This window comes from Streptomyces sp. NPDC058671 (genome assembly GCF_042716475.1).
Lineage (GTDB): Bacteria > Actinomycetota > Actinomycetes > Streptomycetales > Streptomycetaceae > Streptomyces.
In genome coordinates this window covers 37212-52935 of sequence record NZ_JBHXSA010000004.1, presented here as the reverse complement: position 1 = coordinate 52935, position 15724 = coordinate 37212, and the positions used below count along the sequence as shown (strand labels likewise).

The 15724-nt window shown below is 73.4% G+C and carries 14 protein-coding genes; 9 read left to right on the top strand and 5 right to left on the bottom strand.

Features of this window, described 5'->3' with window-relative positions; genetic code table 11:
- The first annotated feature begins 64 nt into the window (after window positions 1–64).
- Complete coding sequence (locus tag ACFWV2_RS06665) at window positions 65–850, top strand: SDR family NAD(P)-dependent oxidoreductase (protein ID WP_384402655.1); 786 nt, start codon at window positions 65–67, stop codon at window positions 848–850.
- Window positions 851–909: 59 nt separating this feature from the next.
- On the opposite strand, the gene ACFWV2_RS06660 is transcribed toward ACFWV2_RS06665, so the two are convergent.
- The 3 genes from ACFWV2_RS06660 to ACFWV2_RS06650 form a co-directional block, all read right to left on the bottom strand.
- Entirely contained in the window at window positions 910–1608 is a 699-nt protein-coding gene (locus tag ACFWV2_RS06660) for a disulfide bond formation protein DsbA (protein ID WP_384402652.1), read from the bottom strand.
- A gap of 75 nt (window positions 1609–1683) precedes the next feature.
- Window positions 1684–2451 carry an ABC transporter permease gene (locus ACFWV2_RS06655; RefSeq protein WP_384402649.1) on the bottom strand — a complete coding sequence of 256 codons (768 nt, stop codon included), beginning with the start codon at window positions 2449–2451 and terminating at the stop codon, window positions 1684–1686.
- 2 nt (window positions 2452–2453) lie between these two features.
- Window positions 2454–3443 carry an ATP-binding cassette domain-containing protein gene (locus ACFWV2_RS06650; protein WP_384402646.1) on the bottom strand — a complete coding sequence of 330 codons (990 nt, stop codon included), beginning with the start codon at window positions 3441–3443 and terminating at the stop codon, window positions 2454–2456.
- Between the two features lie 312 nt (window positions 3444–3755).
- Between ACFWV2_RS06650 and ACFWV2_RS06645 the strand changes: the two genes are divergently transcribed.
- Window positions 3756–5375: an FAD-binding oxidoreductase gene (locus ACFWV2_RS06645; protein WP_384402643.1), complete on the top strand. Its 1620-nt coding sequence runs from the start codon at window positions 3756–3758 to the stop codon at window positions 5373–5375.
- 56 nt (window positions 5376–5431) lie between these two features.
- Entirely contained in the window at window positions 5432–6406 is a 975-nt protein-coding gene (locus ACFWV2_RS06640) for an aromatase/cyclase (protein ID WP_384402640.1), read from the top strand.
- A gap of 125 nt (window positions 6407–6531) precedes the next feature.
- On the opposite strand, the gene ACFWV2_RS06635 is transcribed toward ACFWV2_RS06640, so the two are convergent.
- Window positions 6532–7755, bottom strand: a complete 1224-nt coding sequence (locus ACFWV2_RS06635; RefSeq protein ID WP_384402637.1) for an acyl-CoA dehydrogenase family protein — start codon at window positions 7753–7755, stop codon at window positions 6532–6534.
- Between the two features lie 17 nt (window positions 7756–7772).
- Window positions 7773–8615 (bottom strand): NAD-dependent epimerase/dehydratase family protein, encoded by an 843-nt coding sequence (locus tag ACFWV2_RS06630; RefSeq protein ID WP_384402634.1) that lies wholly within the window; start codon window positions 8613–8615, stop codon window positions 7773–7775.
- A gap of 133 nt (window positions 8616–8748) precedes the next feature.
- On the opposite strand from ACFWV2_RS06630, the gene ACFWV2_RS06625 reads away from it, so the two are divergent.
- The 6 genes from ACFWV2_RS06625 to ACFWV2_RS06600 are packed head-to-tail and all read left to right on the top strand — an operon-like array spanning window position 8749 to window position 15698.
- Window positions 8749–10095, top strand: a complete 1347-nt coding sequence (locus tag ACFWV2_RS06625) for a P450-derived glycosyltransferase activator (protein WP_384402631.1) — start codon at window positions 8749–8751, stop codon at window positions 10093–10095.
- Window positions 10096–10129: 34 nt separating this feature from the next.
- Window positions 10130–11341 carry a methyltransferase domain-containing protein gene (locus ACFWV2_RS06620; RefSeq protein WP_384402628.1) on the top strand — a complete coding sequence of 404 codons (1212 nt, stop codon included), beginning with the start codon at window positions 10130–10132 and terminating at the stop codon, window positions 11339–11341.
- 55 nt (window positions 11342–11396) lie between these two features.
- Window positions 11397–12011, top strand: coding sequence for a dTDP-4-dehydrorhamnose 3,5-epimerase family protein (locus tag ACFWV2_RS06615; RefSeq protein WP_384402625.1), 615 nt, complete (start codon window positions 11397–11399; stop codon window positions 12009–12011).
- 59 nt (window positions 12012–12070) lie between these two features.
- A complete protein-coding gene (locus ACFWV2_RS06610) occupies window positions 12071–12952 on the top strand; it encodes an NAD-dependent epimerase/dehydratase family protein (RefSeq protein ID WP_384402622.1) in 882 nt (293 codons plus the stop codon).
- Window positions 12949–14436 (top strand): NDP-hexose 2,3-dehydratase family protein, encoded by a 1488-nt coding sequence (locus tag ACFWV2_RS06605; RefSeq protein ID WP_384402619.1) that lies wholly within the window; start codon window positions 12949–12951, stop codon window positions 14434–14436. The genes ACFWV2_RS06610 and ACFWV2_RS06605 overlap by 4 nt, the downstream gene beginning before the upstream one ends.
- Window positions 14433–15698, top strand: a complete 1266-nt coding sequence (locus ACFWV2_RS06600) for a methyltransferase domain-containing protein (RefSeq protein ID WP_384402616.1) — start codon at window positions 14433–14435, stop codon at window positions 15696–15698. Before ACFWV2_RS06605 ends, ACFWV2_RS06600 begins: the two co-directional genes overlap by 4 nt.
- The last annotated feature ends 26 nt before the right edge of the window (window positions 15699–15724 follow it).

Sequence of the window (15724 nt, the reverse complement as noted above, 5' to 3'; positions counted from 1 at the left end):
TCGAGCGTCCGTTGCCACCCTCGGGCCGCGAACGCACATCCGATGCCACGATCCGGGAGGAACCATGACCGGCACCGAAGGACGGGTCGCCGTCGTCACCGGGGCGACCAGCGGGATCGGTCTCGCCGTGGCCCGCTCGCTCGGCAGGGACGGCCTGCGGGTCTTCCTCTGCGCGCGGGACGCCGACTCCGTCGCCGCCACCGTCGAACTCCTGCGCGGGGAGGGTGTGGACGCCGACGGACAGACCTGCGACGTGCGCTCCACCGGGCAGGTGGACGCCTTCGTCCGCGCCGCCGTCGACCGGTACGGTCCGATCGACGTCCTCGTCAACAACGCGGGACGCAGCGGGGGCGGCCCCACGGCCGGCCTGACGGACGAGCTGTGGCTCGACGTCGTCGACACCAACCTCCACAGCGTGTTCCGGGTGACCAGGGCGGTGCTGACCACCGGCGGCATGCTGGACCGGGGCCGGGGGCGGGTCGTCAACATCGCCTCCACGGGCGGGAAGCAGGGCGTGGTGCTCGGTGCGCCCTACTCGGCCTCCAAGCACGCCGTGGTCGGTTTCACCAAGGCCCTGGGCCTGGAACTGGCCAGGACCGGCATCACGGTCAACGCCGTCTGCCCGGGGTATGTCGAGACGCCGATGGCGGAGCGGGTCCGCGCGGGGTACGCGGCGGCGTGGGACATCTCCACCGAGGCCGTGCTCGAACGGTTCCAGGCGAAGATCCCCCTGGGCCGGTACACCACCCCCGAGGAGGTGGCGGGCCTGGTCGGCTACCTGATCACCGACACGGCCGCCCCCGTCACCGCCCAGGCCCTCAACGTCTGCGGCGGCCTCGGCAACTACTGACCCCGGGGACCCGCGGGCGACCGCACGCCCCGCCCGACGGCCGGTCGGCGCGGGCCCGGTCACGCCGGATCCACCTCCGCCCCGGTCACGTCCGGATCCGGGTCGGCGGGCCTCCCCTTGAGCGCGTGGAACCCGGGGGTGCCGGCCACCAGCAGCGTCCCGTCCCACAACCGCCCCGCCGCCTCCCCCTTCGGTACGCGGGAGATGACCGGCCCGAAGAAGACCGGGGAGGGGCGGTCCGGTTCGCCCGGCTCGCCGACGGCGACCACCGGCGTCCCGGGCCGGGGGCCCAGCAGCTCCAAGGCCTTCGCGTGCGAGGCCCGCAGCTCCCCGTCGTAGGCGGTGGAGGTCCCGGCCGCCGCCAGCTCCTCCGGCAGGCCCGCGTGGGCCAGGGCCAGGGCCGGATCGTTGATCCACTTCCGGCTGTCTCCGCCCTGCTCCCCGGGGGCGCCGAGATCGGCCCACAGCGAGGCGTGGAAGCGGGCCAGGGCCTTCTGCCCGTGGTGGTGCCGGACGGCGGTGCCGATCCGCACCGGCACCATCAGATATCCCTCCGGGTCACCCTCGGGGTCGTCGTCCCGGCCCTCGTTGAGGAGGGACAGGCTCATCAGGTGCCAGCGCAGTTCCAGCGGACGGACCCGGGCCGCCTCCCGCAGCCAGCGGCTGGTCAGCCAGGTGTAGGCGCAGGCGGGGTCGAACCAGACGTCCACGGTGCGGGCCCGGGGACTCGGGGCGCTGCGGGAGACTTCGGCTGTCACGGGGGCGGTGCTCCTTCGCGTACGGGCTCGGACTGCGGTGGGTGGGGACGGCCGGACGGCGCGTCACACGGAGCGTCAGACCGAGGCGTTGCGCATGCCGCGGATGCCCGCGACGACCCCCAGCACCGCGATGGCCGTCGCGGCGAGGATCCCGTACAGCACGCCCGTCTCGGCCAAGCGGCCGTCGAACAGGGCGCGTTCGGCCTCGACCACGTAGGTCGCGGGGTTGATCCGGCTCAGGACGTAGAGCCAGGTGGGGGCCGACGCCTCGGTGATGGGGAGCAGGACCCCGGAGAGCAGCAGCAGCGGGAAGAAGATCATCTGCTGCACGCCGTAGAACAGGGTCTGCTGCTTGCGGGAGTGGAGGGCGAGGGTGAAGGAGAGGGCACTGATCCCGATCCCGAAGACGGTCAGCAGCGCCAGGCCCGCCAGGGCGCCGAGCGGGTGGAGCCGGAAGTCGGTCGGCAGCAGCAGGGCGAGGATCAGCAGGGCCTGCGTCAGCAGGATCACGACTTCCTTCAGCGCCCGTCCGACGAGCATCGCGGCCCGGTTCAGCGGGGTCACGAGCATGCGCTCGAAGGTCCCCGAGGACATCTCGTTGAGCAGGGAGGCGCCCGCCCCCGCGGTGGCGGAGAGGGCCAGCAGGACGAGCATTCCCGGCACGAACCACTGCCAGGGCGAGCCCGTCTCCCCGCCCGGGGAGGCCATGGCCGGGAGTAAGGGCGCGAAGAGGGCGAGGAAGAGGAAGGGCAGCAGCATCGTGAAGAGGAGGCCGGCCGGCTGGCGCAGCTCGGGCCCCAGTTCGCGGGCGAAGGCGGTACGGGTGTCGTTGAGCACCTTCATGGTCAGGCTCCGTCGTGCGTGGTGGTCGGGGCGGTGGCGTCGGCGCTCTCCCGCAGGGTGCGGCCGGTCAGGCCGAGGAAGACGTCGTCGAGGGTGGGGCGGGTGAGCCGGGCGGTGAGCACCCGCACTCCGACGTCCTCCAGGTTCCGCAGCAGGACCGGGAGCCGGGCGTCTCCGTGGGGAGTGCGCACCCGCACCTCCGTGCCGTCGACGGTGACCTCGTGGACGCCGGGGAGGGTGCGGGTGAGTTCGGCGGCCCGCTCGGCGTCGGCGCGGTCGGCGGCCCCCAGGGTGATGCGGTCGCCGGCCAGATCGGACTTGAGCTTCTCGGGGGAGTCGTCGGCGATCACCCGGCCGTGGTCGACCACCATCACCCGCCGGGCCCAGAGGTCCGCCTCCTCCAGGTAGTGGGTGGTGAAGACGATCGTGGTGCCGAGCTCCTTGTGCAGCCGCAGCACGTGCTCCCAGATGTTGGCGCGACTGTGCGGGTCGAGCCCCGTGGTGGGTTCGTCGAGGAAGAGCAGTTCCGGCTCGTGGACCAGGGCCATGGCGATGTCCAGGCGGCGGCGCTGGCCGCCCGACAGGGTGCCCACCGTCCGCTTGGCCAGGCCCTCCAGTTCGAGCGCGGCCAGCAGGCGCTCCGCCCGGGTGCGGGACTCCGCGCGGGCCAGGCCGTAGGCGCGGCCCTGGGTGATCAGTTCGTCGACGACCCGGAAGTTGCTGCCGGCGCTGTTGCCCTGGCCGAGGTAGCCGATGCGGTGGCGGACGCCCGACGGGTCGGCCAGCACGTCGTGGCCGGCGACGACGGCGGTGCCCGAGGTCGGCGGGAGCAGGGTCGTCAGCATCCGCAGACTGGTGGTCTTCCCGGCGCCGTTGGGGCCGAGGAAGGCGACCACGGAGCCGGCTTCGATGTCGAGGTCGAGGCCGCGCACGGCTTCGACGGTCTCTCCTTTGGCGCGGAAACTGCGGGTGAGCCCGCGGGTGCGGATCATGGGTTCTCCCGTACGGGGTTCATGGGGCGGCTCAGGGTGGACCCGGCCCGTGCCCGGACCGGCCGGCTCGGTTCTGGGGCAGGGGGAGGGGAAGCCAGAGGCTCTGAGCTCTTGACTTCTTCGAGCTTAGAAGCGTTAATAACGTCTTTGTCAGCTTCCCTGACGGTCTCGATCCGCCTTTCGAAGCGTCCGCTCCGGTCCCGTCCGGCGCCGCCGTACGAGCACGACTCCACCGTCCCGCCAGCGAGGACGAGCACGCTGGCCGCCGGCGAGGCGATCGGCCACGGCCGGACGGGAAGGGCGGTGCTCCCCTTGGCACGACTCACGCGCAGACGGCTGCTGGAACTCTCGGCGCTCTCCGGGGGCGCCACGCTCCTCGGCGGCCCCGCCGCCGCCTCCACCCCCGGCGCGGGGAGTCCGCGGACGCTGGGGCCGGTGGTGCTGGAACCGGACGACCCCCGGTACGCCGAACTCACCACCCGCGGGTACAACGGCCGCTTCACCGGCTCCCCGGACGTCGTGCACCTGGTCGGCTCGGCGGAGCAGGTGGTCCGGGCGGTGGAGGAGGCGGCCCGGGGCCGCAGGCGGGTCGCGGTCCGCAGCGGCGGCCACTGCTTCGAGAACCTCGTCGACGACCCGGCAGTCCGGGTCCTCATCGACGTCTCCGAGATGACGGAGGTCTCCTACGATCCGCGGCGACGGGTCTTCGCCGTCGAAGCGGGTGCCACGCTCGGACGGGTCTACCGCACCCTCTACCTCGGATGGGGCGTCACCCTGCCCGGCGGCGGCTGTCCGGCCGTCGGTGTCGGGGGCCACGTCGCCGGCGGCGGGTACGGCGCGCTCTCACGGCGGTACGGTCTGGTCGTCGACCATCTCCACGGCGTCGAGGTCGTCGTCACGGATCCGGCGGGCAGGGCCCGCCTCGTGACGGCCACCCGTGACTCCACCGGGGCCGAGCGCGACCTGTGGTGGGCCCACACCGGCGGGGGCGGAGGCAATTTCGGCGTCGTGACCCGCTACCTGTTCCGGACGCCCGGTGCCGCCGGTGGCCCGGCCGAGCTCCTGCCCCGGCCGCCCGGCGCCACGCGCTCGATGTCCCTCGGCTGGCGGTGGCAGGACCTGGACCGCGCGGCCTTCACCCGGCTCCTGCGCGCCCACGGGGACTGGCACCACCGGCACATCGGCTCCGACTCGCCCTACGGGGAGCTGTCGAGCGGGCTCACCCTCGGCCACCGCGCGAACGGGCTGATCACCGTGGACGCCGCCCTCGACGCGGCCCACCCCCGCGCGGGGGAGCTCCTGGACGCCTTCGCCGCCGGACTGACCGGCGCCGCCGGGGCGCCGCACACCTCGACCTCGACCACGACCCCGTGGCTGAAGTCCGTCCTCGGCGGCGTCCAATGGCCCGGCGGAGCCCGGTTCAAGTCCAAGTCCACACTGCTGCGCAAGCCCTGGGACGACCGTCAGATCGGCGTCCTCCACGACCATCTGAGCCGCGGCGGCGCGGAGTTCGCCACCGCCGCCGTCTACCTCACCTTCCTCGGCGGACGGATCAACGACGTACCCTCGGAGGCCACCGCCATGCCTCACCGGGACTGCCTCTTCAGCGCCGTGCACGAGGCCCTCTGGGGCGAGGAGGAACAGACCGGGCGTCAACTCGCCTGGGTCCGGGACCTCTACCGCGAACTCCACGCCGACACCGGCGGCGTCCCGGTGCCGAACGACGCCAACAGCGGTGCGTACGTCAACTATCCGGACAACGACCTCGCCAACCCCCGGCTGAACACCTCGGGTGTGCCCTGGAGCACCCTCTACCACCGAGACCTGTACGCAAGGCTCCGCCGGGTCAAGGAACGCTGGGACCCGCTGGACCTGTTCCACCACGCCCTCTCCGTCCGCCCGCCCGGTGCCGAGCCGTCGTCGAGTCCCTGAACAGAGCCGGCGCGGAAGCTGGCGCCGCCGACCCGGACCCGAGCTGGAGGAGGACCATGCCACACCCCCCGACCACCCACCGCACCGAGCACACGATCACGGTGGCCGCCCCGGCGCGCCGTGTCTTCGACCTGATCGCCGACGTCGGCCGATGGCCGGAGACCTTCCCGCCCACCGTGCACGTGGAGCGCGTCGAGCACACCGAACCCGCCGACGGAAGCGCGGCGGAGGAGCGCATCCGGATCTGGGCCACCGCCAACGGCGAGGTCAAGACCTGGACCTCGCACCGGGAACTGGACCACGACGGCCTCCGCGTCTCCTTCCGGCAGGAGGTCTCCCAGCCGCCGGTCGCGGCCATGGGCGGGGAGTGGATCGTCGAGCCGGTCGACGACACCCGCACCCGGGTCCGCCTGCTGCACGACTTCCGGGCCGTCGGCGACGACCCCGACAACGTGGCGTGGATCGAGCGGGCCGTCGACCGCAACAGCGGCGCCGAACTGGACGCCCTGCGCACAGCGGCCGAACGGACCGGAGACGCCGAGGACCTGACCCTGACCTTCGAGGACACGGTCGAGGTCCCCGTCGGCATCGAGGCCGCCTACGCCTTCGTCGACCGGGCGGACCTCTGGCCCGAGCGGCTGCCGCACGTGGCCCGCGCCGCCCTGGAGGAGGACGTCCCCGGGATCCAGACCCTGGAGATGGAGACCCGGGCCCCGGACGGGTCCACCCACACCACGCGCTCCGTCCGGATCTGCTTCCCGGACGATCGGATCGTCTACAAGCAGTTGCACACCCCCGCGCTGATGACGGCGCACACCGGACGGTGGCTGTTCGAGGAGGACGCGCACGGGGCCCGGATCACCTCCGTCCACACCGTGGTCCTCGACGAGAAGGCCGTCACGGCGGTCCTGGGGCCGGACGCCACCGTCGCCGACGCCCGCGCCTTCGTGCGTGACGTCCTCGGCCGCAACAGCACCATCACGATGGAGCACGCGGCCGCACATGCCGGGGACGGCGCCCCCGACTCCTGAGCCCGAGGAGGACCGGGAAGGACGGAGGAGCCGGGCGGGGCCGCAGGGACCGCCCGGCACCGGGGGAAGGGGAGGGACGGGTCGCCCCGTCCCTCCCCTTTCCCATGGCCCCGCGGCGCGGCGGCTCAGTTCTTCGGACCGCCCAGGGCCGCCTCGGAGAGCCAGTCCACCGCGTCCGGGTAGGTGAACGGGTGCATGAACGAGCCCGCCCTGACATCCCGGGAGAGACGCGCCAGCGGATGGGACCCCGCGTAGGAGGCGCCGCCGATCACCGTCACGCAGTCCGCGACGATCTCCGGCGCCAGCCGGTTGACCGTCAGCTTGGCCCGCTGGAAGTCGAACATCATGCGCCGGCCGCGCTCCAGCGGATCACCGTCGAACTCGTACGCCAGGTGGTCCGCAGCCGACAGCGTGCCCGCCACCGTCGTACGGAGCGCGTGCAACCGCGCCTCGATCTCCGCGAGGAGCGTGCGCACCCCCGCCGGCGGCGCGCTTCCGCGCCGGGTCAGCTCCGCCACCACGTGGTCCCGGGCGGCCTGGGCCACCCCCACGTAGATCCCCAGCATGGTGATGGAACTGACGGTCTGACCGGCCAGGGCCGCGTCGTCGCGCTCCCCGAGCGGCCCCCGCAGGAACACGTCCTCAAGACGGACCGGGCAGTCCTCCAGCAGGATGTCCACGCTGCCGGAGGCCCGCATGCCGAGCCCGTCCCAGTCGTCCAGGACGGTAAGACCCGGGGTCTCCCGGGGCAGCACGGCGGCCGCCGACCGCGTCACCCCCGCCACCTCCACCCGCGCCGAGACCACGAAGTCGGTGGCGATCGGTGCCATGCTCGCCAGCGTCTTGCGGCCCGACAGCAGCCAGCCGCCGTCCGGCGCCGGGTGCAGCCGCGTGACCACCCGGCCCCCGCCCGCGTCCTTCACCGTGGTGCACACCACCGCCTCGCCCGAGCCCATGCCCCGGAGCAGCCGCTCGGCCAGGGTCCGGGCCCCCTCGTCCCCGTGGCGCCACTCATGGGTGAGCGTCAGACCCCGGCTGAGCTGCATGTGCAGGGCGAGCGCGGTGGACGCGTCCGCCTCCGCCACAGCCGCCAGGGCCAGGCAGACGTCGTACAGGGAGGAGACGCCCAGCCCGCCGAGCTCCTCCGGCACGGTGGCCCCGAGCACCCCGCTCGTGCGGAGCTGCTCGAACACCTCGACCGGGAAGGCACCGTCCCGGTCCCCCTGCCGCGCTCCGTCCCGTATCAGGGGGAGATGTGCGGTCAGCGGCGTGAGCAGCGCACGGCCCGAGGAGGTCCTCGGGCCGCGCAGGTCCGCCGTGACCGCCCGGCCCCTGTCGTACGTCGCCATCGCGTTCCCCGCTTCCTTCACTCGTCCCCGGCCGCCCGCTGCGACGGGGAGGTCCGATGATGTCCGGCGCGGTTCGACGACCGTTGGAACGCCGCTGTCGCGTGGTCCACCGCCGGCCGTGCGCCCGTCTCGCGGAGATAGCGGTCCAGGGCGAGCCGGTGGTAGCCGGGCCCGAACACCGAACCCGCCGGCTCGGGCACCAGGGCCCGCAGCCTCTCCACCGACGGACAGTGCGAGAAGGCGCTCTCACCCCCGCCCACCACCTCCTCCACGGCATCGAGCCCCAGACGGTGCTTGAGGTGGGCGACGACCGCGAGGACGTCCACGCAGTCCCCCGAGGCCACGTTCACCGTCTCGTCGCGCACTCCGCAGGCGAGCAGCCGGTCGACGAGCCCGACGAAGTCCGCGACGTGCAGCAGATCGCGCCGGGCCCCCGGATGCACCCGGACCCGCCCCGCCCGCACCTGCGACACCAGGGCGGGCACCAGCCGGAAATCGGGCCCGTTCGGCCCCAGTACGTAGGAGAGGCGCAGCACGAGGTGCGCCACACCGGACTCCCGGATCGTGGTCTCCAGGTCGAACTTGTGCCGGCCGTAGCGCGTGGTCGGAACGATCGGGTCGTCCTCCCGGCCCCGGCAGCCGGGACCGCCGTACATGCTGGCCGTCGAGAAGAAGACCAGCAGTTCGCCCCGGCTCCGGCAGCGCGCGACCGTCTCCCGTACGAGCTCCGCCTCCCGCTCGTGCTCGGAATCCGGCAGGTGCTGGCGCGGGACGCCCGCCGCCAGCACCGTCACCCCGGGGTGCGCCCCGCGCAGCGGCCACAGATGCCGGGCGATGAAACCGTTGCCGATGATGTCCATGACCGCGTCACCCTAGGGGGCCGGTGCCACGCTCCCCTCGTGTCCGGCTCGACGGGCCGGTCCGGCCGGAGCCAAGGGAAGTCGAGAGGGGGTCGAGGAGCTCTGCCTAGCGTCCCTGCCCATGGTGGCGAGCATGACCGACAGTGCGTGGGGACGCGTCCTGCTGACCCTGCGCGGCGTCCAGTGGATCCTGGGCACGAAAGGCGACCCGTACGCGCTGCTGCTGCGCGCGGCCGGGGACGACCGGGCCGAACTGGGCCGGCGCGTCCGTGAGCGGGGCCCTCTGTACTGGAGCAGCGCCGGGGCGTGGGTGACGGCCGACCACGAGGTGGTCACGGCCGCGCTGGCCGACCGGCGCCTCACCCCCCGGCCCCCCGACGCCGGCCCCCCGCCCGGGGAGCCGGCCGAGGAACCCGCCCCGTGGGACGTCCCGTCCCTGCGGGAGGCGCTGCCGCTGACCGGGCTTCCGGCGGCGCTCGACCGGGAGGAGTACGACCGGCTGGGGAAGTGGGCCGCGCCCGTCCTCGGCGAAACCGCGCTGCGCGGCCGACCCGCGGCGGCCGTCCGGGCCTACCGGCACCGCGCCTCGACGGTGGGGGAGCGGTTCGACCTGATGGACGACCTGATCCGGCCCGCCACGGTGGACGCCGGCCGCGTCCTGCTCGGCGTTCCGGAGCACCGGGCAGTCCGCTTCGCGGAGCTCTGCGGGGAACTCAGCGGCGTCCTCGACGCCACGCTCTGCCCCCCGCGCCTGGACACGGCCCGCCGGTACGGCACCGCGCTCCCGGAACTCAGGGCTCTGCTCGCGCGGACGCTGGACGGATCCCGCGCCGCCGGCCCCCGCGACGCGGGCCGTACCGAGGACGCGGACACCGGCGCCCTCGCCGGCCTTCCCCGCCGCCTCTCGGCGACCCCCGCCCCCGACGGGCGGCCGTCGCCCGACGACGTCCTGACGGTGTGCGCCCTGCTGGCCCTGGTCGGCGTCGACGCCGCCGCCAACCTGACCGGCAACGCCGTCGCACTCCTCCTGGACCACCCCGGGCAGTGGCGGGCCCTGTGCGAGGACCCCGGCCTCGCGCGGGCCGCCGTCGCGGAGACGCTGCGCCACGCGCCCCCCGTCCGCCTGCACCGGCTGTACGCGCGCGAGGACCTCGAACTCGCGGGGACCCGGGTGGCCGCGGACGAGGAGGTCGTCCTGCTCACCGAGGCGGCCCACCGCGACCCCCGCCGCCACCGCGACCCGGAGCGGTTCGACGTCCACCGCCCCGCCCATGACCGGCACCCCTTCCCCGAGGACGGCCGCGCCGACGGCCTCGTCGGCCCGGCGGCGCGGCTGGCCGCCGAGGCCGCCCTCCGGGCCCTGGCCGAACAACTGCCCGACCTGACCAGGACCGGCGAGGTGCTGCGCCGCCTCCGTTCCCCGATCACGGGCGGCGTGTTCCGCTTTCCCGTCGCCCGCCAAGGAAACGTCCGGCGGTAGTCCGCCCGGACCCTATGAACCCGAGGAAGGCCCCATGTGCCGTGTCTGTGGAGGATCCGTCCGTCCGTTCTTCGACTTCGGACTCCAGCCACTCTCCGACGCGTTCGTGGACCCCGGCCGCGTCGACGACGAGTACTTCTACCCGCTCGCCGTGGGCAGCTGCGAGTCCTGCGGCATGACCCAGCTCCTGGAGGAGGTCGCCCGGGACCGTATGTTCCACGAGGCGTATCCCTATCACTCGTCCGGCTCCGTCCACATGCGACGCCACTTCGAGCGGACCGCGGGCCGGCTCTCCCGCGAACACCTGCGCGGCCCCGACCCCTTCGTGGTGGAGATCGGCTGCAACGACGGGGTGATGCTGCGGGCCCTGGCCAAGGAGGGCATCCGGCACCTGGGCGTCGAGCCCTCGGGCGGTGTCGCCGAACTCGCCCGCCAGCAGGGGGTCCGGGTCCTCAACGAGTTCTTCGAGGAGTCGACGGCGGCGGACATCGCCGCCGCCGACGGACCGGCCGACCTGGTCTACTCGGCCAACACCATCTGCCACATCCCCTACCTCGACTCCGTCTTCCGAGGCCTCGACACCCTGTTGGCACCGGACGGCGCCTTCGTCTTCGAGGACCCCTACCTCGGCGACATCCTGGAGCGGACCTCCTTCGACCAGATCTACGACGAGCACTTCTACTTCTTCACCGTGCGCTCGGTCAGCGCCGCCGCCGCCCGCTTCGGCTTCGAGGTCGTCGACGTCGAACGACTGCCGGTGCACGGCGGCGAGGTCCGCTACACCGTGAAGCGGGCGGGCCGGGCCGCGCCGAGCGCGGCCGTGGCCGAGCTGATCGCCGAGGAGGACCGCAGGGGGATCGGGACCCCTGAGGTCTTCGACGCCTTCGCCACCGGGATCGAACGCGTCCGCACCGAACTGACGACCCTGCTGCGGGAGCTGCGGGCCGACGGCAAGCGGGTCGTCGGCTACGGAGCCACGGCCAAGAGCGCCACCGTGACCAACTTCTGCGGCATCGGCCCCGAGTCGATCGAGTGGGTGTGCGACGTGACCCCGGCCAAGCACGGGAAGCTCATGCCGGGTTCGCACATCCCGGTCCGCCCCACCGAGGCGCTCACCCACCCCTACCCGGACTACGCGGTCCTGTTCGCCTGGAATCACGCCGAGGAGATCATGGCGAAGGAACGGCTGTTCCGAGAGTCCGGCGGGCGCTGGATCGTGTACGTCCCCGAAGTCCGCGTCCTCTGACCGCGGACCACCGCCGGCCAGGCCGGCACCACCCCAAGCAACCGAGGACGGTGTCATGCAGTCGCGACAGCTCGCCGTGGACGGCGCGTTCGAGTTCCAGCCGAAGGTCTTCACCGACGAACGGGGGCTCTTCGTCTCCCCGTTCCAGGAGACGGCCGCCCGACAGGCTCTGGGACACCCGCTGTTCCCCGTGGCCCAGACCAACCACAGCGTCTCCCGGCGCGGCACGATCCGGGGCGCCCACTACACCCTGACGCCGCCGGGCATCGCCAAGTACGTCTACTGCGCGCGCGGCCGGGCGCTGGACATCGTCATCGACGTCCGGGTCGGCTCGCCCACCTACGGCCGTTCCGAGACCGTCCTGCTCGACCAGGAGGACTTCCGGGCCGTCTACTTCCCCGTCGGGGTCGCGCACGCCTTCGTGGCACTGGAGGACCGGACGGTGATGTCGTACATGCTCTCCGGGGAGTACGCGCCCCGGAACGAACTGGCCCTGTCCGTCTTCGACCCGGTGCTCGAACTGTCCCTGCCGGCGAACATCGAACCGGTGATGTCGGAAAGGGACCTGGCCGCCCCCACCCTGGAGACGGCGGAGAAGTCCGGCACCCTCCCGGACTACCGCACGTGCCTGGAGGTCGAACGGGCGCTGTGCGGCGGCCGGACCCGGTGACCGCCGGGCGGCGGCCCGGCGTCGCCGTGTTCGGCGCGACGGGCTGCGTGGGCCGTGCGGTGACCGCAGCGTTCACCGCGGCGGGCACCCCCGTCCTCGAAGCGGCGCGCCACCGGCCTCCGTACGCGAGCGACCATCGCTTCCTCGCTCTGGACGCGGCCGCCGCCGACCCCGGCGAACTCGCCGGCCTGCTGGCCGCGGCCCGCGTGGACACCGTGGTCAACGCGACCGGCGGCTGGGTCACCGGCGAGACGGAGAACGAACGCGTCCACGTCCGCCTCGTGGAGAACCTGCTCGCCGCGCTGGCCCGGCTGCCGGGCAGGATCCGCCTGGTGCAGATCGGTTCCGTCCACGAGTACGGCCCTCTGCCGGCCGGCACCGCCGCCGAGGAGACCCGCCCGCCCCGCCCCGTCTCCGCCTACGGGCGCAGCAAACTCGCCGGAGCCGAGGCCGTGCTCCGCGCCACCCGCGCGGGCCTCGTGGACGGTGTGGTGCTGCGTGTCGTCAACCTCTGCGGCCCGGGGGCCGAGGTCGGTTTCCTCGGCGCCGCCCTCCGGCGACTGCACGCCGCCACCCTCGAACGGCCGGCCGAGCTGACCGTCGCCGACGCCCGCCGGGACTTCCTGGACGTGCGGGACCTGGCCTCCGCCGTCCTCTCGGCCGCGACCGCCCCCGTCGCCGGGCAGGTGATCAACGTGGGTCGCGGTGAAGCCGTACCGGTGGCCCACCTGCTCGACCTGCTCGTCGCCGCGGCCGGACGCCCACCGGGCGCGGTCCGGCTCCGCACCGCGCCCGTCGACTCCCGGGGCGGCGACTGGACCCGCGTCGACATCGGCCGCGCGGCCCGGTCGCTGGGATGGCGCCCGGCCGTGGACCTGCCCGAATCGATCAAGGACATGTGGGACGCGTCCCGCGCGGACCACCCAGTGGAGCAGCCATGACCGCAGCCATCACGCGCACGGCGAGCCGCCCGCGCGACGCCGCCACCCCGTTGCGCGTCGCCGCCTCCGCGCGCGCCCGCGACGGGGGTCGCGCCCCGCACGCGGCGTTCCACGCCTGGTACGCCGAGGCGACCGCGCGGACCTTCACCCGGGTGGAACGGGTCCCGCTGGACGCGCTCGCCGGCTGGGAGACCGAGCCCGGCACCGGCAACCTGCGCCACCACACCGGGGGCTTCTTCACGGTGGAGGGCCTGGACGTGCGGATGCCGGCCGGGCCGGTCCCGGCGTGGAGCCAGCCCATCATCAACCAGCCCGAGGTCGGGGTCCTCGGCATCCTGGTCAAGGAGTTCGACGGGATCCTGCACTGCCTGATGCAGGCCAAGGTCGAACCCGGCAACGCCAACGGCGTGCAGATCTCCCCGACCGTCCAGGCGACCCGGAGCAACTACACCGGAGTCCACGGCGGCCGCCCCGTGCCCTACCTCGACTGGTTCCGCAAGCCCGGCGCCCGGAGCCCGCTCGTCGACGTGCGGCAGTCGGAACAGGGCTCCGCCTTCCATCACAAACGGAACCGGAACATGGTCGTCGAGGCCGACGGGGAGGTGGAGGTCCACGAGGGCTTCCACTGGCTCACCATCGGCCAGCTCCACCGGCTCCTCGCCGAGGACGACGTGGTCAACATGGACGCCCGCACGGTCCTGTCCTGCCTCCCCTTCGCCCACGCCGAGCTCGCCCGGGAACTCGGCCCGCCCGCCGACCCCTTCCGGGAGGCACTCTTCCGCTCCTGCGACCCCTCCGCCGGGGCCCGGCACCCGGTGGGCGCCATCCTCAGCTGGATCACCGAGGCCCGCACCCGCACCGAGGTCCACGCCCGTCGCGTCCCGCTGGCCGGGCTGCCCGGCTGGCACCGCACCCCGGAACGCATCTCGCATGCCTCCGGCGCCTTCTTCGACGTCATCGGCGTCCGCGTGGAGGCCGGCGGCCGGGAGGTCGCCCACTGGTCCCAGCCGATGATCGAACCGCACGGCACCGGTGTCGTCGCCTTCCTCACCCGGACCTTCGACGGGGTCCTGCACGTCCTGATGAACGCCCGGGTCGAGGCGGGTTACATGGACGTGGTGGAACTGGCGCCCACGGTCCAGTGCACCCCCGCCTCCTACGAGCACCTGCCGAGGAGCGCGCGCCCGCGCTACCTCGACGCGGTGGAGGGAGCGGACCCCGCACGGGTCCGCTTCCACTCCGTCCTCTCGGAGGAGGGCGGACGCTTCCACCACGCGCGCAACCGCTATCTGATCGTCGACACCGACCTCGACGTCCCGCCCGACGATCCCGACCACCGGTGGATGACCGTCCACCAGCTCGTCGAGCTGCTACGGCACAGCCATTACCTGAACATCCAGGCCCGCAGCCTGGTGGCCTGCCTGCAGAGCCTGCTGATGCCGGACGCACCGGCGCCGGCCACGGAGAGGAAGGACCGGGCATGAACGCCCAGAACGTACGGCCCGTCACCAGCTGCCGGGTGTGCGGCGGCTCGGACTGGCAGGACGTGGTCGCCCTCGGCGAGGTGCCGCTGGCCAACGCGTTCCTGGAGCCGGCCGCCTCCTACGAGGACGAGGCCTCCTACCCGCTCGGCGTGATCTCCTGCCGCTCCTGCCGGCTGATGAGCGTCACCCATGTCGTCGACCCGGAGGTGATGTACCGGACGTACAGCTACGTCACCTCCGACTCGGAGACCATCACCCGTCACATGGAGTTCGTCGCGACCACCTGCCGGGAGCGCGCCCGGCTCGCCGCCGGTGACCTGGTCGTGGAACTGGGCAGCAACACCGGCCAGCAGCTGGCCGTCTTCGCCCGGGACGGGTCCCGCGTGCTCGGCGTGGACCCCGCCCGCAACCTGGCGGCCGTCGCCCACGAGCGCGGCATCCCCACCCTGCCCGAGTTCTTCACCGACGCCACCGCCCGGGCCGTGCGCCGGTCCCACGGTCCCGCGCGCCTCATCCTCGGCCGCCACGTCTTCGCCCACATCGACGACCTCGCCGGAGTGCTCGCCGGGGTGCGCGCGCTGCTCGCCCCCGACGGGGTGTTCGTCGTCGAAGTCCCCTACGGGGTGGACCTGCTGGAGAAGTACGCCTTCGACACCATCTACCACGAGCACCTGTCGTACTTCCTCCTGCGCACCCTGGACACCCTCTTCACCCGGCACGGACTGAGCCTCTTCGACGTGGAACGGCTTCCGGTCCACGGCGGCTCCCTCCTGGTTCTCGTGGGCAGGCCCGAGGCCGGACGTGCCGTCACCGACGAGGTCGGCGCGCTGATGGCGGCGGAGGAACAGGCCGGGCTCGGCTCCGACGCCGCCTACCGGGAGTTCGCCCGGGGCGTCCGGAACGTCTGCGAGGAGCTTCCCGCCCTGGTCCACCGCCTGCGCGCGGAGGGGAAGCGGATCGCGGGCTACGGGGCCTCGGCCAAGGGCACCACGATCCTCAACGTCTGCGGCCTCGGGTCCGACGAGGTGGCCTACTGCACCGACACCACCTCGCTCAAACAGGGCAAGGTGCTGCCCGGCACGCACATCCCGGTGCGCAGCCCCGACCACGCCCGTAGCGACCCGCCCGACGTCTACCTGATGCTGGCGTGGAACTACGCGGACGAGATCCTCCGCAAGGAGGCGGACTTCCTGCGGGCCGGGGGCCGGTTCATCCTCCCCTTCCCCAAACCCGCGGTCGTCTCGGCCGACAGCCTCCGCTGACGGGAAGCACGCGGCACGTCCGAGCC

Excerpts from the sequence above, each read along its gene's own strand:
- ACFWV2_RS06665 (WP_384402655.1), top strand. The coding sequence starts at position 65 with ATGACCGGCACCGAAGGACGGGTCGCCGTCGTCACCGGGGCGACCAGC.
- ACFWV2_RS06655 (WP_384402649.1), bottom strand. The coding sequence starts at position 2,451 with ATGAAGGTGCTCAACGACACCCGTACCGCCTTCGCCCGCGAACTGGGG.
- ACFWV2_RS06650 (WP_384402646.1), bottom strand. The coding sequence starts at position 3,443 with ATGATCCGCACCCGCGGGCTCACCCGCAGTTTCCGCGCCAAAGGAGAG.
- ACFWV2_RS06640 (WP_384402640.1), top strand. The coding sequence starts at position 5,432 with ATGCCACACCCCCCGACCACCCACCGCACCGAGCACACGATCACGGTG.
- ACFWV2_RS06635 (WP_384402637.1), bottom strand. The coding sequence starts at position 7,755 with ATGGCGACGTACGACAGGGGCCGGGCGGTCACGGCGGACCTGCGCGGC.
- ACFWV2_RS06630 (WP_384402634.1), bottom strand. The coding sequence starts at position 8,615 with ATGGACATCATCGGCAACGGTTTCATCGCCCGGCATCTGTGGCCGCTG.
- ACFWV2_RS06625 (WP_384402631.1), top strand. The coding sequence starts at position 8,749 with ATGACCGACAGTGCGTGGGGACGCGTCCTGCTGACCCTGCGCGGCGTC.
- ACFWV2_RS06620 (WP_384402628.1), top strand. The coding sequence starts at position 10,130 with ATGTGCCGTGTCTGTGGAGGATCCGTCCGTCCGTTCTTCGACTTCGGA.
- ACFWV2_RS06615 (WP_384402625.1), top strand. The coding sequence starts at position 11,397 with ATGCAGTCGCGACAGCTCGCCGTGGACGGCGCGTTCGAGTTCCAGCCG.
- ACFWV2_RS06605 (WP_384402619.1), top strand. The coding sequence starts at position 12,949 with ATGACCGCAGCCATCACGCGCACGGCGAGCCGCCCGCGCGACGCCGCC.
- ACFWV2_RS06600 (WP_384402616.1), top strand. The coding sequence starts at position 14,433 with ATGAACGCCCAGAACGTACGGCCCGTCACCAGCTGCCGGGTGTGCGGC.